Source organism: Sphingobacterium cellulitidis (assembly GCF_043187465.1).
Classification (GTDB): Bacteria; Bacteroidota; Bacteroidia; order Sphingobacteriales; family Sphingobacteriaceae; genus Sphingobacterium; species Sphingobacterium cellulitidis.
Window position 1 is genome coordinate 2,251,242 of record NZ_CP171136.1, and the last position, 25,086, is coordinate 2,276,327.

A 25,086-nucleotide genomic window follows, 5' to 3' on the forward strand; every position below is an offset into this window, starting at 1 on the left:
AATTATAAAACAATAGTTTGAGTACGATCTGGACCTACTGACAAATACTTGATTGGAACATTTAATTCCTGCTCAAGGAAAGAAATGTAGTTGTTCAATGCCGCAGGAATTTCATCCTTACTACGAATACCTGTCAAATCAGTATTCCATCCTTCAACCTCTTTTAAAATTGGCTCAGGTTGGTGGGTAATGATTTCATATGGCATGTAATCGATCGTTTCTCCTTGATATTTATAGTGCGTACATACGTAGATTTTATCAAATGTATCCAATACATCTGCTTTCATCATAATCAACTCAGTAACACCATTGATCATAATCGCATATTTTAATGCTGGAAGATCAATCCAGCCTGTACGACGTGCTCTACCTGTAGTTGCTCCAAACTCATGTCCTAATTGACGAAGTTTTTCACCTGTCTCATCTTCTAATTCGGTAGGGAATGGACCTCCACCAACACGAGTTGCATAAGCCTTGAAAATACCATAAACTTCTCCAATCCTATTAGGAGCAATACCTAATCCTGTACATGCACCTGCTGTTGTAGTATTCGATGAAGTCACAAATGGATATGAGCCAAAATCAACATCTAATAATGTTCCTTGTGCTCCTTCCGCTAATACGCGTTTTCCGTCTTTTAAGTATTGATTTACTAAATGCTCCGAGTCAACATGTGGAATCGATTTCAAGAATTCAATGGCATCCATGAATGCTTTTTCCTTCTCCGAAAAATCAGGAATCTCTCCGTAATGAGATAACATTGACAAATGCTTCTGTTTTAACTTCTCATAACGCTCCATAAAATCTGGTAGGGTAGTGTCTCCAACACGAAGTCCGTTACGACCTGTCTTGTCCATGTAAGTCGGACCAATACCCTTCAGCGTTGATCCAATTTTACCAGCACCCATGTTTGATTCTGATGCCGCATCTAATAGTTGATGCGTAGGAAGAATTAAATGAGCTTTACGAGCAATCACCAAATTACCCTTACCAACTGGATCAAATCCAGCAGCCTTTAGATTGTCTAATTCTCTTTTTAGAATGATAGGATCGATTACTACTCCATTACCAATTAGGTTAAGGGTCCCTTCATTGAAAATTCCTGAAGGAATAGTGTTTAATACAAATTTCTTGTTGTCAAACTCTAAAGTGTGTCCAGCATTTGGTCCGCCTTGAAAACGAGCGATCAAATCATATTTAGGACAAAAAACATCAACGATTTTTCCTTTTCCCTCGTCTCCCCACTGCAATCCCAATAGCACATCAACTTGCATAGTATTACTTGAAATTTATTAGTTAAAATTTTATTTGTTTATTCATGAACTCTATTAAAACAGATATTACCTTCAATCAAAAAATAATAAATGTTTTATCTGCCTATTTCTATAGACCCCTTCAAAAAAAAATTCGGAAAAAGGATGTTATTAGCCTTTTTCCGAACAAAGGTATATATTAATTTTTCGAATGTTAAATTAATTTGAAATTACTGCTTCTTTTATTGCAGCCTCTTGGTTAGGCTTGCTTTTTCGACAGTCAGCACATATTCCATAAAGATTTAAGGAATGATGCTTGATGTCAAAATTCAATAATTCTCCTATCATTGACTGAATCTGATAAACCCTTGGGTCACAAAACTCAACAACCTTGTTGCACTCAATGCAAATAACATGGTCATGCTGCTTATACCCATAGGATTTCTCAAACTGAGCCATGTTACGGCCAAATTGATGCTTCGTAACCAAATCACAGGATACCAATAATTCTAATGTATTATAAACCGTAGCACGACTTACCCGATATTTCTTGTTCTTCATATGGATATACAAAGATTCTACATCAAAGTGGTCCGATCTAGAATAGATTTCCTCTAAAATAGCATAACGCTCAGGTGTTTTCCTTAAATTCTTGTTCTCTAAGTACGCCTCAAAAATCTTCTTTACGGTTTCGTAATTTTCCCCTTGTTTCATAAGGTTTTTCCTTTATAAGCCCCAAATTTACCAAATTACTACGTTATTATCCTCCTGAATTGTCAAGACCTTGTAAGTCTTTAATTCTCCGATTCGTATCGCGTAACTCCTGTAATACCCGGGATTTGTTTCAAATGTTTAATTAAACTTTCTAATTGATTCGTGTCATTCACAAAAACCATAATATCCCCCTCAAAAATTCCCTCATTACTTGAAATAGATAAAGAACGGATATTAACCTTGAAATCATGTGAAATAACCGTGGTAATCTTGTTCACCAATCCAACATCATCAATACCAACAATCTTTAAGCCGGTTAAAAATGCAACGCTATTATGTAATGATGCCCATTTCGCCTTTAAAATCCGATAACCATAATTTGCCATCAATTTTGAAGCATTTGGACAACTCGTTCTATGAATCTTTATCCCATCATTCACCGTTAAAAATCCAAATATATCATCCCCAGGAATTGGATTACAACACGGTGCCAAGGTATAGTCCACCTTTTGATAATCATCGCCAATTAAAATCGTATCATCCTTCTTGTTGATCTTCTCAACCAACCCGTTGATATGTGACTGAAATTGATTCTGATTCGGGTCCTCAGAACGTTCATTGGCTACAAAATTCCTCAGATTCTTGATGTCAATGGTCCCCTTGGCCACATTATAGAAAAGCTCCTGTGAACTCGGATACTTGAAAAAATTAGAAATCTTATTGATGTTATCCGTATTGTAAGTGATCTTTAAGGATTTTAATTTCCTCTCCAAAATCTCCTTACCATCTTCAGCAACTCGACGTTTCTCTTCTTTTAATGAAGATTTGATCTTAGACTTGGCCTTTGCCGTAACAACGAAATTTAACCAATCTTCCTTCGGGGTCTGTTTACTTGAGGTGATGATCTCAACCTGATCTCCATTCTGAAGCTCATGGCTCAAAGGTACTAGCTTATGATTTACCTTCGCTCCAATACAGGTAGCTCCAATATCAGTATGTATCTCAAATGCAAAATCTAAAGCCGTCGCCCCATTTGGTAACTGTACAAGGGTACCTTTGGGAGTAAATATGAATATCTCATCCGAAAATAAGTTCATTTTAAAGTCATCCACAAAGTCCAAGGCATTTGGCTCAGGATTACTTAATATATCACGAACTTTTTGAATCCATTGATCAAGACCATTATCTGAATTGGATTCCTTGTATTTCCAATGAGCCGCAAATCCCTTCTCCGCAATTTCATTCATCCTTCTGGTCCGAATCTGTACCTCAACCCACTGACCTCTAGGCCCCATAACAGTCGTATGTAAAGATTCATAACCATTCGCCTTCGGTGAAGAAACCCAATCCCGCAAGCGATCCGGATTCGGACGATATAAATCCGTCACAATCGAATAAACTTTCCAACATTCGGTTTTCTCCTTCTCATCCTCCGTATCAATAATAATTCGGATCGCAAATAAATCGTAAACCTCCTCAAACGGAATAGACTTCTTGCGCATCTTATTCCAAATGGAATGTATCGATTTCGGACGCCCAAAAACAGAGGCATTGATGCCTTCTTCTGCTAAAATTTCCTGAATAGGAGTGACGAAGTCTACAATAAACTTCTCCCGTTCAGCTTTCTTCTCGTTTAGCTTTTTGGCAATAAATTTATAAGTGTCAGGGTCGGTAAACTTCATGGAAAGATCTTCCAACTCTGACTTGATTGCATATAAGCCCAATCGATGCGCTAAAGGAGCATATAAATAACTGGTCTCTGAAGCGATCTTCAATTGCTTATGACGAGCCATAAACTCCATCGTACGCATGTTATGAAGTCGATCCGCCAGTTTTATCAAGATAACCCGAACGTCGTCCGCAAGGGTCAATAACATCTTCCTGAAGTTCTCAGCTTGCATCGAACTATTCGGATCAAAAATCCCGGATATCTTAGTCAAACCATCAATAATCCGAACGACTTTCTTCCCAAATTGTTCCTCTATATCCTGTAAGGTGACACTCGTGTCCTCTACAACATCATGTAGCAATGCACAAACAATGGAAGTGGTCCCCAAGCCAATCTCTTCTGCAGCAATTTGAGCCACAGCAATCGGATGGTAAATATAAGGCTCCCCAGATTTACGACGCATATCTTTGTGACTCTCCAAGGCTAAATCAAATGCCTTCCGAATCTGCTGCTTGTCACCCTTCTGTAGAGTCGGTTTACAGGCTCTTAAAAGTGCGCGATATCTTTTACGGATTTCCTTATTTTCAGCCTCAATATCAATCACATATTCTTCCATAAAATTGCAGTCCTATCAATAAAAAAATAAAATATTTTGCTATATTTAGTGAATAAATAATTAAAGATTTTATACTAAATTGTAAAGTATAAATATACAGAAAAAAATTAAATTTATCATATAGGGCATATTATATTGAAGATGTGTGGAAGTAATATAAAGTGGGTTTTTATCGGATTTATCTTGTTTGTAATGTCGCTAGCCAGCAACGCCCAAACACTGATAAAACCCCAGTATGGACCAGGCAAACCTGAAGTAGTAGAACATTACGCTACTACAACCCTCGATAATGGCGAAGTAGTACCTTGGTTTCCTATTGAGGAAGTCGTAATATATGCGAAAAGAACCTTTAAATCAGAAGAAGACCGCATAAAATACCTGCGACTCAGAAGAAATGTAATTCGCGTTCTACCGTATGCTATTTACGCCCAAAAACGATATGAACAACTCGATAGAGACTTGGCATTAGCAAACTCAAGACGTGAAGAGAAAAAATTAATCAAAGAATGTGAAAGGGAAATCAAAGAAAAAATCACCTCAGAAGTGAAAAATTTAAGCGTTTCCCAAGGTAAAATCCTGATTAAACTCATTGAAAGACAAACCGGAAACACAAGCTACGACCTCGTAAAAGATTTGAAAGGAAATATTTCAGCATTCCTGTATCAAGGTGTCGCTAAAATATTTGGGCATAACTTAAAAAGTACATATGATCCCCGTGAAGATTATGAAATAGAAAATATTATTCGCGAATATGAAAGATCGCGGCCAATGGTAAACCCTTAAAATTATGAAACTATGAGTAAAACCGTATATGATTATAACGCATTGGAATTTAGTGGACATAAAAAATCACTACGAGATTTTGAAGGTAAGGTTTTACTTATTGTCAATACAGCAAGTAATTGTTTCTTTAATAAACAATTTAAAACTCTCGAAAATCTCTATCGAAAATATAAGGAACTAGGGTTTGAAATCCTCGCATTCCCTTCGAACGATTTTCGTAATCAAGAACCCCTAACCGGTAGAACCCTGGAAACATTTTGTCGTGTGAATCAACAGGTTACTTTCCCAGTGTTTAAAAGAATTCATGTCGTAGGTGAATTTACTGACCCACTTTATAAATATTTGACTAACATCAATGAAAATGGAAAAATAGGAACTTCCCCCATGTGGAATTTTCATAAATACCTCGTCAACAAAAAAGGAGAGGTGGTAGACCATTTTTATTCATTGACCAGCCCAATGTCAAAGAAAGTCCACAATCGCATTGAAGAGCTCCTGGGCGACCATTAATAGTAGTATTTTTTAGTAGTTTTGTGTATTGTACTTAATACACAATCTCATGAAATTAGACTTACTTGTTATGACTGTACATCCTGATGATGCTGAACTAGGCGCAGGAGGGGTTATTGCTAAATATGTTGCCGAAGGAAAAACTGTAGGAATTGTTGATTTAACTTTAGGAGAATTGGGAACCAGGGGAACAGCGGAAATTCGTGCCCAAGAAGCCCAAAATGCCGCTAAAATCTTAAATGTCGCAGTTCGCGAAAACCTGAAATTGAGAGATGGTTTTTTCCAAAATAATGAAGAAGGTCAAAGAGAAGTAATCAAGGCGATTCGTAAATTTCAACCCGAAATCGTAATCACAAATGCGTGGGAAGATCGTCATCCAGACCATGGTAGAGCTAGCAAACTCGTAAATGATGCTTTATTCTTGGCAGGTCTACGCAGAATCGAAACCGAATTGGATGGTCAATCCCAAGAACCTTTTCGCCCTAGACTGCAATTGCAACTAATTCAGGATAAATATATTCAACCCGATATATTAATTGATATCACAGAATATTGGGATATTAAAGAACAATCAATATTGGCTTATACTTCCCAATTCAACGTGGAAAATCAAGATGATGAACCTCAAACTTATATCTCAAATCCTGACTTTATGGATTCTACTAAGGCAAGAGCACACGAATTTGGAAGATCTATCCAGGTTAAGTATGCTGAAGGATTTACAAGTAGGAAAATCTTGGGAGTAAAAGATTTATTCGAGCTTTATTAATATTGATGTTAGGAAGACTAGCTTTCTGAAAAATATGATATTCATAAAAAAAAGGACCAATTTAAGGTCCTTTTTTTATGAATATCATTCTAGAAAAATGAATTATTTTTTTTCAAAATAACCACGTATAGCTTCTTCATCCTTCTTAATCTGCTCTTGCATTAGCTCTAAACTTTCGAACCACTGGTCATGACGGATAAATTCAAGAAACTTTACACGAATCGTTTTGCTATATAAATCATCATTAAAATCCAATAGGTTGACTTCAATCTTACGATTCATTCCATCAATCGTTGGTCGGGTACCAATATAACACATACCCTTAACAACTCGCTCAGGAACAGGTTCAAAATAATCTCCGGTCACTATCTCTGTTGTCTTTGGGAAAATCTCAACCTCAACTGCATAAATTCCATAAGCTGGAATTAATTTATGCGATTCATGGATATGTAAATTAGCCGTTGGAAAACCTATCTCCCTGCCAATTTGGTCGCCTTTAACAACAGTTCCTGTTAATTCGAATGGATAACCTAAATATTTGTTAGCCGTAATGATGTCCCCTTTAATCAAGGACTCTCTTACACGCGTTGATGATACAGCAACATCCTCAATGTCTTGCTCTGGAATTTGATCTACCGAATAATCAAAGATTTCAGAAAAATGAATTAAATCCTTGATAGTACCTTTTCTGTCCTTGCCAAAATGATGATCATAACCAATAACTATTTTCTTACAGCCTATTTTATTGACCAAGACATCTGAAATGTATTCCTCTGGGTTTTGATTCGAAAAATCTCTGGTAAATGGAGTGATAATTAAATGGTCTATGCCCGCTAAATTCAACCGCTCTACTTTTTCTTCAATGTCATTTATTAATCGCAGACTATCATCATCTGGATTGATGATTAGTCTTGGATGTGGGTAGAAAGTCAATAGGACAGTCTCCCCAGTATTATCCTTCCCTAATTCTCTTAACTTATTTAGAATTTTCTGATGACCTACATGGACCCCATCAAATGTTCCTATCGTTACAATAGCATAATCCAATGGTTTGAATTCATCTAGATTCCTGTAAATTTTCATTATTTATTGCTATAAGTTTGAATTATTAAACCGCCTGGTTCTTTAATTCTTTTACTTGGTTAATTAATTCAGTTAGTTCCCAGGCATCTTTTACATTGAAATCCCCGGATTTTGTTCTTCTTAGGGAAGATAGATGTCCTCCACATTTTAATTTCTTTCCAAAATCATGCGCAATGGAACGTATGTAAGTCCCTTTGCTGCATTTAATCCGAAAATATACCTTTGGTAATTCTATTTTCTCTACCTCAAACTCCATGATCTCAACTCGACGTGCCTTTAACTCTACTTCCTCACCTCGTCTAGCTTTCTCATAAACTCGTTCTCCACCTATCTTGATAGCAGAATGTGCCGGTGGATATTGATCTTGAACCCCTACAAAACTTGCTGCCGTTTCAAAAATATCTTTATCTGTAATAAATGAATAATCAAAGGTCTGATCAATTTCGGTTTCCAAATCATAGGATGGGGTAGTGGCACCCAAGGTAATACTTCCCGTATATTCTTTATCCTCCGCCTGGAATCCATCAATCTGCTTGGTCATTTTACCTGTACACACTATTAATAAACCCGTCGCCAGTGGATCTAGCGTGCCAGCATGGCCTACCTTTACTTTCAAAGGCTTAATACTATTCCTCAATTTTCCCACAACATCGAAACTTGTCCATGTCAATGGTTTATCTATCAATAATACTTCTCCCTCTGCAAAAGTAAACTTTGGCTTAGCTTGCCCTTCTAAATTCTCGCTCATTTATCCTTTTGTTTCTTGAATATTTTAAAACAACTCATTTTGTACAAAATATCCCTAGGTAATTTTTCTGCAAAAATAGAAATATTTTTTGGATGTCAGCGGAAGCTCAACAGATATACGAAATTATTAAATGAAAAAAGGACCAAATTGGTCCTTCTTAATATTTTTTATTCCTTAATCTATTTCTTATCCAGTGGTATAAAAGAATACCAATAAAGCTATCCCAATCACAATTCTGTACCATCCCCAAAACTTAAACCCATATTTGGTCAAAACCGAAATAAAGGTTTTTACAGCAATCATGGCGACAATAAACGCAACAACATTCCCGATAATGAAAATAATAATATTTTCATTACTCGCCATAATCATCTCATATCCTTTCTGAGCATGCTCCGTGCCTTCTGCCCAGGTCTTTACGAATATCGAGTAAACTGTAACTGCTAACATCGTCGGAACTGCCAAGAAAAAGGAAAATTCAGCCGCAGCTTTTCTATCCAAGCCTTGAGTCAAACCACCAATAATAGATGCTGCTGATCTTGAAGTGCCCGGCATCATCGCTAAACATTGCCAAAAACCAATAATAAACGCCTTCTTTACCGGAATCTCTTTCTCATCTGTAATCTTCGGATTCTTGAACCATTTGTCAACAAATAATAAGACAACTCCTCCTAATACTAATACCGTAGAAATTGCAATTTGATTGCCTAACACCGCTTCAATCTTGTCATCCAATAATTTCCCTAAAACTAAAGCCGGTATAACTGCAATTGCTAACTTGTAATAAAATTTAAGGTTTTTGAAATCGAAGAATTTCCTCCAATATAAAACTACAATCGAAAGAATAGCACCAAACTGTATAGATACCTGAAACATCTTCAGATATTCACTTTCTTCCATTCCCATCAATGCTGCAGTAAAGCCCATGTGAGCCGTAGAGGAAATGGGAAGATACTCTGTTAATCCTTCAACTATAGCTAGGATTATCGCTTCTAAATAACTCATTATTGCTAGTTTGTTTTCGTTTTAGGTTTATATAATATAGCCACAAATCCTAAAGCAAAACCTGCAACAACTACAATAGGGGCCAAGGTTATCTTCGTAAAACTGTAAATATCCTCTGTGCCCATCATTAATATAAAGCCTATAGCAACTAAAACAATACTCAATATGAATAATTGATAATTTATCTTCTTAAATACGAATCCCGCAGTTGATGCCTGAGATGGGGTTCCTTTTACATTCTTAATTTGACTCATTTCTTTAATTGATTAACAATTGATCTATCTATATAAACTAGCGGATTTAGCCCGTAAGTATTTAGTAACAGCAAAATAGGTACTCATACCTGAAATTAAAATCCCCAATCCAAGTACGATCGCAAATATCATCGCAAATTCAAACCAGTCTCTTAAAAAAACTAATTCAGGGACTTGTTTCTGCGCAAATTGTAGCGTTAAGATTAATAATAATATAGCAATCAATGCCCCAATTAAACCATGTGCAATCCCATATAAAATATATGGTCGACGGATAAACCCTTTGGTCGCCCCAATTAATTGCATACTCTTGATCAAAAATCTTTGTGAATAAATAGCTAATCGAATGGTATTGTTAATCAATGCAATCGCAATAATTAATAAAATAACCGTAAAAGCTAAGATGACAATACTAATAACGCGAATATTCTTATTCACCATGTCAATCAAAGATTCCTGATAAACGACCTCCTTGATGCGACTATTCTTGCCAATCTTATTTATAAAGGTCTGTATCGAATCACTATTCGCATATTGCTCCTTCATATAAACATCAATCGAAGGTAATAATGGATTTCTTCCTAAATACTCCACGAAATCTTCCCCTAAATCCTCCCTAAGATTTTTGGCCGCAAGTTCCTTACTCACATATTCTGAACGCAATACATACGGATCTTTCTCCAAATCTTTCTGCAAGGATAAAACATCCCCTTCATTTACATTATCATTTACAATAACATTCAAAACAATGTTTTCTTTTACATAACGAGATAGATTTTTTGCATGGACTAGAATTAATCCTAATAGACCTGTCATCAATAAAACCAGTGCAATACTGATTACGGTAGATACGTATACTGATTTCGTTTTTTTCCTTGGTGAACCCTGTTCGATCACTGACATATATTTGTTTCTGCGTTTATCCTTGCGAAAGTAAGGATTTATTTTTTTCCAATACTAATTTTCTAACAACGAATATCTGAATTTATTGTATAGAATAAAAAACTTTTATACCGAATTTACCCTAAATTCGCTAATTTCGCAATTCTTTGTACCATACTTTTATAAATTATAATGGAGTATACCCATCAATCAATCGAGCAAAAATGGCAAAAGTTTTGGGCTGAAAACCAGACCTTCAAAACTTCTGAATCTACTGAAAAACCAAAATATTACGTTTTGGACATGTTCCCTTACCCTTCGGGTGCTGGTCTGCATGTGGGACACCCGCTCGGTTATATTGCCTCTGATATCTTCTCAAGATATAAACGTTTAAAAGGTTTCAATGTATTGCACCCAATGGGTTATGACTCCTTTGGATTACCAGCTGAACAATATGCCATCCAAACTGGTCAACACCCCGCAATTACAACTGAAGCGAATATTAATCGCTATAGAGAACAATTAGATAATATCGGATTCTCTTATGACTGGTCTAGAGAAGTGCGTACTTCTGAACCTAATTACTACCGTTGGACTCAGTGGATTTTTATGCAACTTTTCGATGCTTGGTATAATAAAGAAGCTGACAAAGCTGAACCGATTGCCTCTCTAATCGAAAAATTCGAAAATAATGGAACCACTGGTATTAAGGCTGAATCTGATGATGATGTCTTAACATTTACAGCAACCGAATGGAAAGCTTTATCTGAAAAAGATCAACAAATTGAACTTCTAAAATATAGATTAGCATTCTTAAGAGAAAGTACTGTAAACTGGTGCCCAGCTTTAGGAACCGTATTGGCTAACGATGAAGTAATCAATGGAGTATCTGAAAGAGGGGGATATCCTGTTGAACAAAAGAAAATGATGCAATGGTCTATGCGTATTACAGCATATGCTGACCGCTTGCTTCGTGGATTAGATACCATTGATTGGCCAGAGCCTTTAGTGGAAATGCAAAGAAACTGGATTGGTAAATCCGTTGGTGCAAGTGTGAAGTTTCCAGTTCCTCAATTAAATGAAAATATTGAAGTTTTTACCACGCGTGTTGACACAATTTATGGAGTTAGCTTCGTGGTATTGGCTCCTGAACATGAATTAGTTGCTGATTTAACTACAGCGAACCAAAAGGTTGAAGTTGAGGCTTATATAGATAAAACTTCAAAGAAATCTGAACTTGATCGTTTAGCCGATACCAAAACCGTTTCTGGCGCTTTTACTGGTTCGTATGCGAAACACCCGCTTACTGGTGAAGATGTTCAAATCTGGATCGCTGATTATGTATTAGCGGGCTATGGAACAGGAGCTGTAATGGCTGTGCCTTCAGGGGATCAACGTGATTATCTATTCGCTAAACACTTTAACTTACCAATCGTTCCTATTTCTGATTCTCAAGATATTAGTGAAGCTGCCGACCCTAATAAAGATGGGAAATATATCAATTCTGATTTTATCAATGGAATGACTTATCAAGAAGCTGTTCCTGCTTTAATTGAAAAACTAGAATCCCTTCATTTAGGAAAGGCTAAGATTAATTTCCGTATGCGTGATGCCATCTTCGGAAGACAAAGGTATTGGGGAGAACCTGTACCGGTTTACTTTAAAGATGGTTTGCCTTATTTAATTAAGGAAAATGAATTACCTCTATTATTACCTGAGGTGGATAAATATTTACCTACTGAATCTGGAGAACCTCCTCTTGGACGTGCTGAAGATTGGAAATACCAAGATCAATACGAATATGAATTGAGTACTATGCCGGGTTGGGCCGGATCTTCATGGTATTGGTTCCGTTATATGGACCCTCAAAATGAAAGTAATTTCGCCTCAAAAGAAGCTGTGGATTATTGGAAAGCAGTAGACTTATACATTGGTGGTTCTGAACACGCTACAGGTCACTTGCTATACTCTCGCTTCTGGAATAAATTCCTGAAAGATTTGGGATATCACAACGAAGAGGAACCTTTTAAAAAGTTGATTAACCAAGGTATGATTCAAGGTACCTCCTCCTTAATTCATAGAATAAAATTTAATGATTTGAATGGAAAATCATTTAAACCAATTTTTATTTCAGAGGATATTTATGGAATTCATTATAAGGGATCAACTTTAGACACATATAATTATCTAATGGCAAGAATTAATCAAGTAGGCTTTTCTGGAGAACGGTATAATTTATTCGATTTTATACCTGAAAAATTTGACTCGACTGTGACTTTTACTTATTCAGCAATTCATGTGAATGTTAATTTAGTGAAAAATGATGTTTTGAATATTGAAGAAGCAAAGAAAAGATACTCTGATTTCAAAGATGGCTTTTGGGATTTTTATTTGACTGGATTCAGATGCTTAGCATTAGCTGAAAAAATGTCAAAAAGATATGAAAATGTTGTCAATCCTGATGATATAGTTGAACAATATGGTGCTGACACCCTTCGTCTTTACGAAATGTTCTTAGGACCGTTGGAACAAGCAAAACCTTGGAACACAAATGGTATTGAAGGTGTATATAAATTCTTACGTAAGGTATGGCGCCTATTCCATGATGCTGAAGGAAACTTTAAGGTTTCGGATGAGGAGCCAACTAAAGCGGAATACAAAGCACTGCATAAGATCATCAAAAAAGTTGAAGAGGATATTGAACGATTCTCTTTCAATACTTCTGTATCGGCCTTTATGATCTGTGTGAATGAATTGACCGACCTTAAGACGAACAAACGTAAGATTCTTCAAGATCTTTTGATCGTCCTAGAACCGTATGCTCCGCATATCACTGAAGAATTATGGGCTAAACTTGGTAATGAAGCCGGTTCAATTTCTTATGCTAAATACCCAGAGTTTAAGCCAGAATATTTAGTAGAAAGTGAATTCGCTTATCCTGTATCTATCAATGGTAAAATGAAAATGAATCTTCCATTGCCTTTAGATTTGGATCAAAAAGCCGTTGAAGCTGTATTAAACGAAAATTCTGATGTTCAACGTCTACTTGACGGTAAACCGGTTAAAAAGATAATCTTCGTAAAAGGAAAGATTATCAATATGGTAGTCTAATCAAGATTATTTAGATAATATATAGAAAGGGATGAATATCATCCCTTTCTTTGTTTATTGACTGCAAATTTTATCCCTGCATCAATTCATTAAAATGTTTCTTAATATTGGCTGCTATTTTATCGATGGGTAAATCATCTGAATCACCTCCAAATGGTTCTTCAATGGACTCACCAATCATTTCTAAAGTGGCCAATACATAGAAGATAAATGGAACTGCAGCAACAACAAAATACCCCATTGAAAATACTAACCCTATTGGCAGTGTAACTGTATACAATACTATAAAGGTCTTAATAAAAGCACTATAACCCAATGGAATCGGAGTGTTCTTTATTCTTTCGCATGCACCTGTGATTTCTGTTAGTGATGTAAGTTCTTTGTTAAGTACAATCAGTTGATCTCCAGTAATTTTACCCTCGGCATAGAGGATGTTTGTCTTTTTATATATTAATCCCGCAACTTGGTTGGGACCATGCTTTTTTTCATCCAAATCCTTCAATTCCGGATGCTCTACCTCGTCTAACATAAACTTCGTATAGTCTGACCGGAGATAATTAAATAAAGTCTCTGCAAATAGAGGAATAGATTTCTTATAAAAACTACGACTTACCTTATCTTCTGGAGATAAAAATGCATTTAATTTAATAGCTAAGGTCCGGCTGCTATTTGTTAATGCACCCCATTGTTTCCTGGCTTCCCACCAGCGATCATATGCTGTATTCGTCCTGAAAACCAAGAGTAAGGATAATACAAACCCTAATAAATTATGAACAGTCGTAAAATTTCGCATCCATGTCCGATCGGATAACTTTAAATATTCTAACTCCCAATATGCTAATGCCCAGGATACCAAAACCGAAATTATTAAGTAGGGAAGGAGACGCTTGAAAATTTTACTGTTGTGTAAATAAGATATGGTTTTAAACCAGTCCTTGGGGTTGTATACAATCATTGAATATTTTTTTTGACTATAACCTTGAAATAGCCTATTTTCACGCAATATGACAAAAAACCGCAAAACAGTCAAGAAAAAAGTTGTCTCTGAAAAAGAGATAAATAGAAAATTACTGTTTTGGAGTATTGCATTACCTGTATTATTGGTGATAGCAATTTTTGCTTGGCAACATCGGGCAGGATTATCCTATCTGATGATAAAATGGTTTGAGAAAGACAAAATGGTTGCCGAAGATAATAGCAAATTTGATATCCGTAATATTGAATTGATGCGAAGACATAATGATAAAATCTTTGGAATCGATGTTTCGCAATACCAGGGAAATATTTCCTGGTCTGAAGTCCTGACCATTAATGATGAGTTCCCAATCGATTTTATTTATATAAGAGCTACGATGGGCGAAAAGGCTAAGGACAGTAAATTCAAACAGAATTGGAAAGAAGTCAAAAATAGAAATAAGCTTAGAGGAGCTTATCATTATTTCCGACCTAATGAAAATTCAATAAAACAAGCCAATAATTTTATTAAAACCGTTGAATTAGAACCTGGAGACTTACCACCTGTACTGGATATTGAAGAAATGCCAAGAAATCAATCTATGGATAGTTTAAAAACAGGACTCAAAAGATGGTTAACGATTGTGGAAAAACATTATGAAATAAAACCTGTTCTATACTCAGGAGATAAATACTTTGCAGATTTCCTCGAAAAGGAATTTGCAGACTATACCTTATGGATTGCCAACTATAATTTCTGGATTGAAAAACCAAAAAAACACTGGAATTTTTGGCAATTCTCAGAAAAAGGTACAGTAAAAGGTATCAAAGGACCTGTAGATCTTAATCTCTTTAATGGTAATATTGAAGAACTCGAAAAACTTAGCCTTGAATAATATCCTAGGATTGGACATCAGTTTTTTTGTTCCTAAATTTATACCATAAAATTTTTATTCTTGGATTTCATTCTAAATATTAAACACGAATAATAATGGCCTCATTTAACGAAATATTACAAAAGAATTCATTGGTTTTGATAGATTTCTCCGCTGCTTGGTGTGGACCTTGCCAAATGCTTGCCCAATTTTGAAAGAAGTAAAAGATGAAATGGGTGATAAACTTTCTATTATTAAAATTGATATCGATAAAAATCAAACCGTCGCCAATAAATTTCATGTCCAAGGGGTACCAACTCTAATTTTATATAAAGATGGTAACCAAGTATGGAGACAAAGTGGATTACAACCAAAACATGAGTTGATCAAAATTATTAATTCATTCTCTTAACATATCAATCTGAATTGGATAGTAATTAAATCTTACTACTGATCAAATTGAATCAAAAAAGGAAAGCAGATACACAGTATCTGCTTTCCTTTTTTGATTATGCTTATTCCTAATCTATATTGGCAGTTTCGTCATTGGAGGGGTCCTTCACTTTTAAGCTCAATTTATCGATACGATGACCATCCATATCTAGAACTTCAAATTCCAGGTTTTTATAAATAACTTTTTCGCCTTCCTCCGGAATATGATCCAATAATAAAAAGACTAATCCAGCAACTGTTGTTAAATTGCCTATTTCATCTTCATCATCTTCTGTTAGATCTAAATGAAACATTTCAATAAAATCATCTAACTGAAAACTTCCATCAATCACATAGGTGCCATCTTCTCGTTTTCGGATGGTCTTCTTTTCTTCTGTTTCGGGTGAATCAAAACCTCCAACTAAGGAGGCAACAATATCTGTCATGGTAATAATCCCTTGTGGACTCCCGTATTCATCCACGACAACCGCCTGTAATACCTTTGACATCTTTAATGTTTGCAAAACATTATAGGCATAGGTGTTTTCATTGACAAATGGAATAGGAGTGACTAACTTACTCAAATCCATCTCCTTGGTAGTCAGATATTCTTTTAATAAAGTCTTGACATGAACCAAACCTATTACATGATCAAAATTCCCATCACAAACAGGGTATTCGGTATGCTCATCAGCGATGATACATGCTTTATTTTCATCAAAGGTATCTTGGATATCGAGATAGGTGATCTTACTTCGATGAACCATTAAATTAATGGCCTTTTTATCGCCTAAACTCAAGACCCGATCCACCATATCATGCTCAATCCCCTCAATCGCACCACTATCAACTCCCTCATCAACCAAGGCTTTGATCTCTTCCTCCGTAACAGCATTCTGATTGACCTTGATATTTAACATCTTAACAATGAACTCCGTCGAAACACTTAACAACCATACAAATGGTTTCACAATTTTACTTAGGATATTCATCGGTACTGAAATAAACGATGCATATTTTTCTGGTATCGCCATTCCAATCCGCTTGGGAACTAATTCCCCAATAATTAACGATAAATAAGTGATGATTAATACAACAAGCAAAACAGAAACCTGGCTGCTATAAGGTGCCAATGCCTCTATTTTGTTAAGTTGCTCAGCAATATAAACAGATATGGTACCTCCAGAAAAGAATCCCGTAAGAATCCCGATCAGGGTAATCCCAATTTGAACTGTTGATAAAAAATTATTTGGATTTTCTTTTAACTGTAAGGCTGTCCGAGCACCTTTGTTTTTGGAACTCGCGGCTTGTAATCTCGCCTTTCTACTCGATACAATCGCTATCTCTGAGGCTGATAGGATTCCATTTAAAACTATTAAAATAAGAATTATTACTATTTCCGTGACCATATGGTATTAAATACGCTATTCTTCTAGCAAATTACGAAATTTTCTTCTCAATGATGGATTAAAATTTATTTAAAAGCAAGTCAACAACCAGCAATTAATACTTTTTTTTAATTGAATTGTTTTTTATTATGCAACCGTTTGATTATAAAAAAGATTTTATTTATTGATTCCTATTATTGATATTGCATTCAGATACATACTATGTTGAATGAATTTGAAATAATGTCAACCAAAAAAACTGAAAATAGCATCAAATCGGCGAAGAATTTTAAACTTGAAGGTGAAATCATAGACTCGGTCCCTTTTGGATCAGGCCATATTAATGATACCTTCAAAATTACAACCAGTAGCCCCCTAAATAACCTTTATTTATTGCAACGTATTAACCATCATATCTTCCAAAATGTAGATGGTCTAATGAATAATATTGAATGCGTTTGTAATCATTTAAAGAAAAAATTAGCCCATTTGGGTGAAAATGAAGTGCTTAAAAGAACAATGACTATCGTGCAAACATTGGATAATAAAAATTATTTCCAAGATGATAATGGTGATTATTGGAGAGTATTTCATTTAATTCCCAATACCCGTTCCTATGATATCCTTGAAACCCAAGAACAAGCTTACTCCGGTGGAATGGCTTTCGGCCAATTTCAAAAGCAATTGAGTGACCTCGACCCCCAAAATATTGTAGAAATATTGCCTAATTTCCATAATATTGAATTTAGACTTAACAATCTAAGAGAATCTATAAAAAATAACCCAGTCAATAGAGTAGAGGCTGTGCAACCGCTTCTAGATTATATCTTTGAGCGTGAAGAAAAAATGAGAACTGTCCTTGAATTAGGCCGTTCAAATTTGCTCCCACTAAGAATTACTCACAATGATACCAAATTCAATAATGTGTTGTTGGATGCAAATGATAAGGTGCAATGTGTGATCGATTTGGATACCGTAATGCCTGGTTATGTAGCTTATGATTTTGGTGACGCCATCCGTACCATTATTAATTCAGCCGCTGAAGATGAAGCTGATGTCTCTAAAATTGTTCTCAATATACCACTCTTTCAATCTTTTGCCGCTGGTTATTTATCTGAAGCCAAAGAGTTTTTAACGGATACAGAAATAGATTCATTAATCCCGGCAGTGCATTTATTACCGTACATGCAAGCTGTTAGATTCTTGACTGATTATATCAATGGTGATACCTATTATAAAATTGCTTACCCCGAACACAACCTTGTCCGTACTAAAGCTCAATTAAAATTGGTGCATGAACTCGAAATAAATCACGATAAATTAACCGCTATATTAGCTGAGAATCTAATGTCTAAATAACATGAAAGAACTCTTAGTAAAAAAAGTCAATCTCGATAGTACAAACTTAAATTATCCTAGATTAGCTAATGAATTAGCTGAACTCGAGTGGAATGCTATTGATCAAAGCCCTTGGAAACAAGAATTTCCGGTAAACCCTGAAGCTAAATTTCAAATTGCTTATGATAGTCAATCGATTATCTTGCATTATGAAATTACCGAAGAATTTGTCAAAGCGCAGTATATCAGACCAAATGAAAATATTTGGGAAGATAGTTGTGTAGAATTCTTTATTTCTTTTGATCAAGGTAAGACCTATTATAATGCTGAATTTAATGTCTTAGGAACAGGACTGATTGGATATGGCTCTTCAGACAAAGAAAATAGAAATAGATTGACACCTGAGGATATTTTAAAGGTTAATACCTTCACTCAGGTGAAAAATATCAATAGTAAAAAAACCTGGAATATCATTCTGACTTATCCATTTTCATTATTTGCTATGACTTCTGAGCAATTATCCGGCTCATCTGCAACAGCTAACTTTTATAAATGTGGGGATAGCCTTCCTAATCCTCATTTTGTAGCTTGGAATAATATTGATTTCCCTAAACCAAACTTTCACTTACCTGAGTTTTTTGGGAAAATAAATTTTGAATAAAAAATATCGGCAAGTTGAATTGGGGTTCAACTTGCCGACCTACATACATTTACCCATTACTATAAGGGTCTTATTATAAAAACTTTTCTATCCATTCCTTATATGCTGCCATAAAGGAATCCAAGAATTTCTGACAATCTTTATTTACCAATTTTCCCGAATCATCAAAATTTGAAGCCACATTTCCAATATAGGCTTCGGGCTGTGCCATCGCAGGTACATTGATAAATACTAAGGATTGCCGTAAATGATGATTAGCACCAAAGCCACCAATAGCGCCAATCGAAGAACTGATAACAGCCCCCGGTTTTCCATCCCATACATTCTTACCATATGGACGTGAGGCTACATCAATCGCATTTTTTAATACGCCAGAAACTCCACGATTATATTCCGGTGTCACAAATAATACTGCGTCCAAGGAAGAAACTACCTTCCGGAATTCTACATACTCGGATGGTGGATTCCCCTGATCTAGATCTTCATTGTAAAAAGGTAGTTGTCCTATTTCAATAATACTTAAATCATAACCTGATAGGGAAGCAGATATTAAATAATTCGCAATCTTCCGATTAAAAGATTCCTTTCTCAAACTCCCTACAAATATTCCAATTTTTTTATTTGCCATAATATTTTCTTTGTTGTTAGTAATAACAATTTTCCTCCCAAAAAGTTATTTAGATATTTATTATTCTTATTTTCAAATCTTACATGGCTAAATTGTCTAACGAATTTGCTGAAGTCTGGTTTTTTAACCAAGGTTGGAATGCCCACCAATTTCAAAAAGATTGTTGGGAGGCCATTATTGATGGTAAATCTGGAATCCTGAATGCACCTACTGGTTATGGTAAAACATTTGCCATTTGGTTTGGTATACTTGACCATTATTATTCCCAACAAAATAAACTACAATCTAAACCAACCAAAAAATCCCTTCATACCCTTTGGATCACTCCATTAAGAGCTTTATCCAAAGAAATATTTAAGGCTACAAAACAAGTCTCCCAAGACCTGGAATTAGATTATGATATCGAGCTTAGAACAGGAGACACTAGTACAACAGAACGCCAAAAACAACGCAAAAACCCTCCCCAAGCCTTAATCACAACGCCTGAAAGTGTACATCTCATTTTGGCAACCAAAGAGGGGCAGGCTTATTTTAAAAACCTCGAGTTTATAGTGGTCGATGAATGGCATGAATTACTTGGTTCTAAAAGAGGAGTCCTTATTGAATTAGCGATTAGCAGATTGAAAGCAATTAATCCTAATCTCAAAATTTGGGGGATATCTGCAACGATTGGAAACCTAGAAGAAGCTAAACAAATATTATTGGGCCCCTATTCAAAAGGAACCTTAATAAAAGCTGATATTCATAAAAAACTAAGTATTCAAACCGTATTTCCTGATAATTTAGAAAAATTCCCCTGGGCAGGGCATCTTGGAATTAAGTTGTTAGATAAGGTCGTCGATATTATTAATCAATATCAAACAACCTTAATATTTACAAACACCAGGTCTCAAGCTGAAATATGGTACCAACAGATAATCACGTATTACCCTGAATTCGCAGGACTGCTGGCAATTCACCATGGATCCTTAAGTGATGAAGTCCGTAATTGGGTGGAAGAAGCTCTCCACGAAGGAAAACTAAAAGCAGTCGTATGTACCAGTAGCCTGGATCTAGGAGTGGACTTTAGACCTGTAGACTGTGTAATCCAAATTGGATCGCCCAAAGGAATTGCTCGTTTTCTTCAACGTGCTGGCCGTTCTGGACATAGACCCGATGCAACTTCTATAATTTACTATGTCCCTACAAACTCATTGGAAATCATTGAAGGTGATTCCCTAAAATTCGCAGTTAAAGAAAATATTGTGGAAAGCAGAATTCCATATATCCGTTCTTTTGATGTATTGATCCAATATCTCATGACGCTCGCAGTCGGGGATGGATTCTATGCCGATGAAATTTTACAAGAAGTAGCACAAACACATTGCTTCGAATCGATTACTCAAGAAGAATTTGACCAATGTATGGCCTTATTGATACATGGTGGATCAACCTTACAAGCTTATGATGATTTTCATCGCTTGGTTTTAGTAGATGGAAAGTATAAGGTAACTTCTAGAAAATTAGCAATGCGACATAGACTATCCATTGGTGCAATAGTTTCAGATTTGATGATGCGGGTGAAATTTCTGTCTGGGAAGTACTTAGGATCAATTGAAGAATCTTTTATCTCAAAATTAAATATTGCTGATGTATTTTGGTTTTCAGGTAGACAACTCGAATTGGTCCAGATTATCGCTAATGATGCAATTGTAAAACCTTCTGAAAAAAAGAAAGGTGTGGTCCCTTCTTGGATGGGGGGAAGGTTTGCTATTTCTCCTGACTTAGGTGTTGCCATTCGGCATAGCTTTAAAAGCATCCATAAAACAACGGGGATTAGTCCTGAGATTAAATTCCTTAAACCTTTATTCAAAGAACAGGAAACGCTGTCCGCTTTACCTAAAGAAGATGAATTACTCGTCGAGTATATTAAAACTAAATATGGTTTCCACCTTTTCTTTTATCCCTTTGAAGGAAAGCTGGTTCATGAAGGAATGGCCCAAGTTATTGCCTATAGGCTCAGCCTAATGAAACCGGCAACTTTCTCCATCGCAACAAATGAATATGGCATTGAACTCCTCACGGATATTGACTTTTCTATCGACCAAAAATTACTAAATAAGTTATTTAGCCCGATTAATTTACATCAGGATATTAATTCCGGCATAAATGTTCAAGAAATGGCAAGACGCAGGTTCCGGGATATTGCCGGAATAGCTGGCCTTATTTTTCAAGGATTCCCAGGTAAACAAATGAAAAGTAAACACTTGCAAGCAAATGCTGGCTTGTTCTTTTCAGTCTTCTCTGAATATGACCCTTCAAACCTTCTTCTCCGTGAAGCTTATGATGAAGTGTTTGATTTTCAGCTTGAAGAAGGTCGTATGCAACTAGCATTTGACAGAATTAATAATCATAAAATTATTTTTAGCAAGCCTCTCAAACTAACTCCTTTCGCTTTCCCTATATTTGCCGAATCTTTTAGGGAAAGATATTCAAATGAAGATTGGCAAAGCCGTCTCGAAAAACTTAAAGATCAATTACTAGATGGCTAAACGTATTGAATTAAATGGATTAGAAGTATTTTTGCTCGCTCAAAAAGTTATCTATATACCCAAATACTTTATGTTGATCATTTCGGATTGGCATTTGGGAAAATTAAACCATTTTAGAAAAGAAGGTCTCTTTGTTCCTGCACCAGCAATTGAAGAAGAATTCGAAAACTTAAACCTACTCATTCAAAATCTTGACCTCAAGGAAATCGTATTCCTAGGTGACCTATTTCATTCCGATTGGAATTCCGATTGGGAAAAATTAAAAACCTATATCAACACCATCAGCAATCAATCTATCTCCTGTACTTTGACAAAAGGAAATCATGACATCCTGACTCAATCCCATTTTCAAAATATGAATTTGAAAATCAGAGAAAGTATTATCCTCTCTGAAGGTATAGTGTTATCTCATGAACCATTTAATGATCTACCTGATTACATGTATAATATCGTGGGACATATCCATCCTGGATGTTTAATCGAAACTTCAGCAAGACAGTCCTTCCGTTTGCCTTGTTTCTTCCTCCAAAATAAAGTACTCACAATGCCAGCATTTGGTAAATATACAGGCCTACATTTGGTGAAAAAAGAAAAAAATAACCGAATCTTTGCAGTTGTAAAAGACAGTGTAATAGAAGTTTAATTTTATTCTTCCTTATTGTATTAACAATTTTATCTCTTATCTTAGATTTATTAAATTGCTAAAGCGGTTTATCAAAATTTCTATTAACCTATTTTATTCTGAAAAGCATGTCAAGGAAATTAAGTTCTATTGCTTTATTATTTCTTTTTATTAGTTGTGTATCGACGAAATCGGATGTCGCAACTACAAAGGATATCGTATGGACACTAGGAGGTTTTGAAAGACCACAGGGCGTAAATCCGATAATCAGCCCAGACTCCACAACAACGTTTCTTGATCCTATGAGTGATTCTTTGATTCGTTGGGAGGAAAATGACACCTTCAATCCGGGGGCTGTCGTAAAGGATGGAAAAGTTTATGTACTGTATAGAGCTGAAGATAAATATGGGATAGGAATAGGTTTCCGAACTTCAAGATTAGGCCTCGCCGAAAGTAAGGATGGTATTCATTTTACCCAACATAAAGAACCAGTCTTATTCCCAGCTAAAGATGATCAAAAAGAATTTGAATGGCCAGGTGGGATTGAGGATCCACGGCTTGCGGTAACTGAAGATGGGACCTATGTCGTTTTTTATACCCAATGGAATCGAGATGTTCCTCGCCTAGGTGTAGCTACCTCTAAAGACCTTATTAATTGGCAAAAACACGGCCCAATTTTTAGAAATGCCAAGTATCAAAAAGTTTTCAATGAAGGTCATAAATCTGCTTCTATAGTCACCAAAATAAAAAATGATAAACTAGTCATCACTAAAATTGATGGTAAATATTTTATGTATTGGGGTGAACATGGCGTTTCAGGTGCAACATCAACAGACCTAATCAATTGGGAACCAATTCTAAATGAAGAGGGAAATCTAGCCAAATTTATCAAGCCAAGAGAAGGGTATTTTGACTCCGCACTAACTGAATGTGGTCCACCTGCAGTAATGACCGATAAAGGTATATTACTACTTTATAATGGAAAAAATCATAATAATAAAGTTTTAGCTGATCCTCGCTTTAATTTAGGAACCTATAGCGCCGGACAAGTGCTATTCTCCAGTAAGAACCCAACAGAAGTAATCCAACGCATGGATGTCCCTTTTCTAAGACCAATGGAAGATTTTGAAAAATCTGGGCAATACAAAGATGGAACTGTTTTTCTACAAGGACTTACGTATTTTAAGAATAAATGGTTCCTGTATTATGGTTGTGCTGATTCGAAAGTAGGAGTAGCAATTTATGACCCTAGTAAATTAACCGATTTTGACCCTGTTCCCGAAAGTTAAAAGCTAAACAAATCTATTTGCCAGTTTCCATAAATGATCTGCTGGATTCAATGTCATTTTTAATATGCTTGATTTTCCAATTCTCGTAATACTCTATGTATTCTGATCTTGTTTTAAATTTAGCATCAGGATTACTTTCATAGTCGGATATAGTTTTTAATATTTCCGAATTCATAGGATTCGACTCAATCGTATCTTTTAAATACTGCTTCATCTGTTCCCGATCATAACCGAAAATTAATTCTACATCCAAGTGAAAAACATTAGCATAGCCAAACTTGGAATTATAAAGCTGATAAACATCTTCCGCATCCATATGCTTATATAATAAATAAGCATTGACATCTAAAGCATAATACAAAATATCAATTTCTTGACCCTTTATCTCCTCATCCAATAGCCATTTAATAAGTGGCTTATCTGCTCTTTCATTATTTTCAAACAATTCTAGGATCAACATAGCCCTATTCCAAGCATTCTTATCATAACTCCAGCCTTTATTAGGAATCGGAGCAATATTCAACTTGAACCTTTCCAACTTGGTAACATCAGAATCCCTTCTGAATACCTCAATTATTTCTCTTAATTCTTCCTTTTTAATGGAATTATCTTTCATCTTCACTTATTTTTCTTCTACAATAGACTTTCCCTTAGAAAAATCAGCACAGGTCCATTCCCAACTTTCATGTAATCGTACTTTGCCATTCGCCATGATTTCGGGAATTGACTCACATTTTCCGGTCATCATTTCGCCTCGATTATTAACTTGATGATAGCTCATCTCAATGGTGCCGTACTCACTTACCAAACCTATAAGATGACCGTATTTTATGTTTCCACCATAATACTCGGCGAATACAATATTGCCAATCTGTTTATAATGGAATTCCGTCTCAGTATTCGTTTCACCAGTCGGACTATTCTCAATCGTCCGAAAAACCTTATTATGATAGTTAACCATTAACATCGTT

Annotated in this window: 23 protein-coding genes and 1 pseudogene; 11 read left to right on the plus strand and 13 right to left on the minus strand. The window is 35.6% G+C overall.

The genetic code is table 11. From position 1 onward, the window contains the following. Positions 1-2 precede the first annotated feature (2 nt). The 3 genes from ACF3OC_RS09990 to ACF3OC_RS10000 all read right to left on the minus strand — a co-directional run bounded on the left by ACF3OC_RS09990 (position 3) and on the right by ACF3OC_RS10000 (position 4,252). Complete coding sequence (locus tag ACF3OC_RS09990; protein WP_094256400.1) at positions 3-1,274, minus strand: adenylosuccinate synthase; 1,272 nt, start codon at positions 1,272-1,274, stop codon at positions 3-5. 198 nt (positions 1,275-1,472) lie between these two features. Beyond that, positions 1,473-1,967, minus strand: coding sequence for a Fur family transcriptional regulator (locus ACF3OC_RS09995; RefSeq protein ID WP_094256401.1), 495 nt, complete (start codon positions 1,965-1,967; stop codon positions 1,473-1,475). Positions 1,968-2,047: 80 nt separating this feature from the next. Then, a complete protein-coding gene (locus tag ACF3OC_RS10000) occupies positions 2,048-4,252 on the minus strand; it encodes a bifunctional (p)ppGpp synthetase/guanosine-3',5'-bis(diphosphate) 3'-pyrophosphohydrolase (RefSeq protein WP_094256402.1) in 2,205 nt (734 codons plus the stop codon). Positions 4,253-4,444: 192 nt separating this feature from the next. Between ACF3OC_RS10000 and ACF3OC_RS10005 the strand changes: the two genes are divergently transcribed. From ACF3OC_RS10005 to bshB1, 3 genes are read left to right on the plus strand one after another with little or no spacing between them, the layout of a single operon-like run. Next, on the plus strand, positions 4,445-5,035 hold the full coding sequence (locus ACF3OC_RS10005; RefSeq protein ID WP_256962604.1) for a DUF4294 domain-containing protein: 591 nt from the start codon (positions 4,445-4,447) through the stop codon (positions 5,033-5,035). Between the two features lie 12 nt (positions 5,036-5,047). Continuing rightward, on the plus strand, positions 5,048-5,545 hold the full coding sequence (locus ACF3OC_RS10010; protein WP_094256403.1) for a glutathione peroxidase: 498 nt from the start codon (positions 5,048-5,050) through the stop codon (positions 5,543-5,545). Positions 5,546-5,594: 49 nt separating this feature from the next. After that, positions 5,595-6,314, plus strand: coding sequence for a bacillithiol biosynthesis deacetylase BshB1 (bshB1, locus tag ACF3OC_RS10015; RefSeq protein WP_094256404.1), 720 nt, complete (start codon positions 5,595-5,597; stop codon positions 6,312-6,314). Positions 6,315-6,416: 102 nt separating this feature from the next. Here bshB1 and ACF3OC_RS10020 read toward each other — a convergent pair whose 3' ends face one another. The 5 genes from ACF3OC_RS10020 to ACF3OC_RS10040 form a co-directional block, all read right to left on the minus strand. Beyond that, on the minus strand, positions 6,417-7,397 hold the full coding sequence (locus ACF3OC_RS10020; protein WP_094282075.1) for a bifunctional riboflavin kinase/FAD synthetase: 981 nt from the start codon (positions 7,395-7,397) through the stop codon (positions 6,417-6,419). Between the two features lie 25 nt (positions 7,398-7,422). After that, complete coding sequence (gene truB / locus ACF3OC_RS10025; protein ID WP_094282076.1) at positions 7,423-8,145, minus strand: tRNA pseudouridine(55) synthase TruB; 723 nt, start codon at positions 8,143-8,145, stop codon at positions 7,423-7,425. A 186-nt stretch (positions 8,146-8,331) separates the two neighbouring features. Continuing rightward, on the minus strand, positions 8,332-9,150 hold the full coding sequence (locus ACF3OC_RS10030; protein ID WP_094256407.1) for an undecaprenyl-diphosphate phosphatase: 819 nt from the start codon (positions 9,148-9,150) through the stop codon (positions 8,332-8,334). Positions 9,151-9,155: 5 nt separating this feature from the next. Further along, positions 9,156-9,404 carry a DUF3098 domain-containing protein gene (locus ACF3OC_RS10035; RefSeq protein ID WP_094256408.1) on the minus strand — a complete coding sequence of 83 codons (249 nt, stop codon included), beginning with the start codon at positions 9,402-9,404 and terminating at the stop codon, positions 9,156-9,158. Positions 9,405-9,428: 24 nt separating this feature from the next. Continuing rightward, positions 9,429-10,307: an ABC transporter permease gene (locus tag ACF3OC_RS10040; RefSeq protein WP_094256409.1), complete on the minus strand. Its 879-nt coding sequence runs from the start codon at positions 10,305-10,307 to the stop codon at positions 9,429-9,431. Between the two features lie 171 nt (positions 10,308-10,478). Here ACF3OC_RS10040 and ACF3OC_RS10045 point away from each other — a divergent pair, with 171 nt between their 5' ends. Next, entirely contained in the window at positions 10,479-13,397 is a 2,919-nt protein-coding gene (locus ACF3OC_RS10045; RefSeq protein WP_094282077.1) for a leucine--tRNA ligase, read from the plus strand. A 70-nt stretch (positions 13,398-13,467) separates the two neighbouring features. Here the strand turns inward: ACF3OC_RS10045 and ACF3OC_RS10050 are convergent, their stop codons facing one another. Continuing rightward, on the minus strand, positions 13,468-14,352 hold the full coding sequence (locus ACF3OC_RS10050) for a bestrophin family protein (protein ID WP_392471589.1): 885 nt from the start codon (positions 14,350-14,352) through the stop codon (positions 13,468-13,470). Between the two features lie 49 nt (positions 14,353-14,401). Here ACF3OC_RS10050 and ACF3OC_RS10055 point away from each other — a divergent pair, with 49 nt between their 5' ends. Together ACF3OC_RS10055 and trxA are read left to right on the plus strand one after the other, a co-directional pair. Next, a complete protein-coding gene (locus ACF3OC_RS10055) occupies positions 14,402-15,247 on the plus strand; it encodes a glycoside hydrolase family 25 protein (RefSeq protein WP_094282078.1) in 846 nt (281 codons plus the stop codon). 95 nt (positions 15,248-15,342) lie between these two features. Continuing rightward, a pseudogene (gene trxA / locus ACF3OC_RS10060) lies at positions 15,343-15,638 on the plus strand (thioredoxin). A gap of 109 nt (positions 15,639-15,747) precedes the next feature. Here the strand turns inward: trxA and ACF3OC_RS10065 are convergent. Next, on the minus strand, positions 15,748-17,067 hold the full coding sequence (locus tag ACF3OC_RS10065) for a hemolysin family protein (RefSeq protein WP_094282079.1): 1,320 nt from the start codon (positions 17,065-17,067) through the stop codon (positions 15,748-15,750). A 222-nt stretch (positions 17,068-17,289) separates the two neighbouring features. On the opposite strand from ACF3OC_RS10065, the gene ACF3OC_RS10070 reads away from it, so the two are divergent. Both ACF3OC_RS10070 and ACF3OC_RS10075 read left to right on the plus strand, forming a co-directional pair. Continuing rightward, complete coding sequence (locus tag ACF3OC_RS10070; protein ID WP_094282108.1) at positions 17,290-18,405, plus strand: phosphotransferase enzyme family protein; 1,116 nt, start codon at positions 17,290-17,292, stop codon at positions 18,403-18,405. A gap of 1 nt (position 18,406) precedes the next feature. Beyond that, positions 18,407-19,045 (plus strand): carbohydrate-binding family 9-like protein, encoded by a 639-nt coding sequence (locus tag ACF3OC_RS10075; RefSeq protein ID WP_094282080.1) that lies wholly within the window; start codon positions 18,407-18,409, stop codon positions 19,043-19,045. A gap of 73 nt (positions 19,046-19,118) precedes the next feature. Here ACF3OC_RS10075 and ACF3OC_RS10080 read toward each other — a convergent pair whose 3' ends face one another. Next, positions 19,119-19,673, minus strand: coding sequence for an NADPH-dependent FMN reductase (locus ACF3OC_RS10080; RefSeq protein WP_094282081.1), 555 nt, complete (start codon positions 19,671-19,673; stop codon positions 19,119-19,121). 83 nt (positions 19,674-19,756) lie between these two features. On the opposite strand from ACF3OC_RS10080, the gene ACF3OC_RS10085 reads away from it, so the two are divergent. From ACF3OC_RS10085 to ACF3OC_RS10095, 3 genes are all read left to right on the plus strand, one after another. Next, positions 19,757-22,204, plus strand: a complete 2,448-nt coding sequence (locus tag ACF3OC_RS10085) for a ligase-associated DNA damage response DEXH box helicase (RefSeq protein WP_094282082.1) — start codon at positions 19,757-19,759, stop codon at positions 22,202-22,204. Continuing rightward, positions 22,197-22,847, plus strand: coding sequence for a ligase-associated DNA damage response endonuclease PdeM (pdeM, locus tag ACF3OC_RS10090; protein WP_094282083.1), 651 nt, complete (start codon positions 22,197-22,199; stop codon positions 22,845-22,847). Before ACF3OC_RS10085 ends, pdeM begins: the two co-directional genes overlap by 8 nt. A gap of 107 nt (positions 22,848-22,954) precedes the next feature. After that, positions 22,955-24,115 carry a glycoside hydrolase family 130 protein gene (locus ACF3OC_RS10095; RefSeq protein ID WP_094282084.1) on the plus strand — a complete coding sequence of 387 codons (1,161 nt, stop codon included), beginning with the start codon at positions 22,955-22,957 and terminating at the stop codon, positions 24,113-24,115. A gap of 13 nt (positions 24,116-24,128) precedes the next feature. Here ACF3OC_RS10095 and ACF3OC_RS10100 read toward each other — a convergent pair whose 3' ends face one another. Together ACF3OC_RS10100 and ACF3OC_RS10105 are read right to left on the minus strand one after the other, a co-directional pair. Then, the gene (locus ACF3OC_RS10100; protein WP_144043748.1) at positions 24,129-24,731 is read right to left on the minus strand and encodes a hypothetical protein; all 603 of its coding nucleotides are present in this window, start codon (positions 24,729-24,731) and stop codon (positions 24,129-24,131) included. A gap of 6 nt (positions 24,732-24,737) precedes the next feature. Then, positions 24,738-25,082, minus strand: coding sequence for a n-acetylglutamate synthase (locus tag ACF3OC_RS10105; RefSeq protein ID WP_218823999.1), 345 nt, complete (start codon positions 25,080-25,082; stop codon positions 24,738-24,740). Positions 25,083-25,086 lie beyond the last annotated feature (4 nt).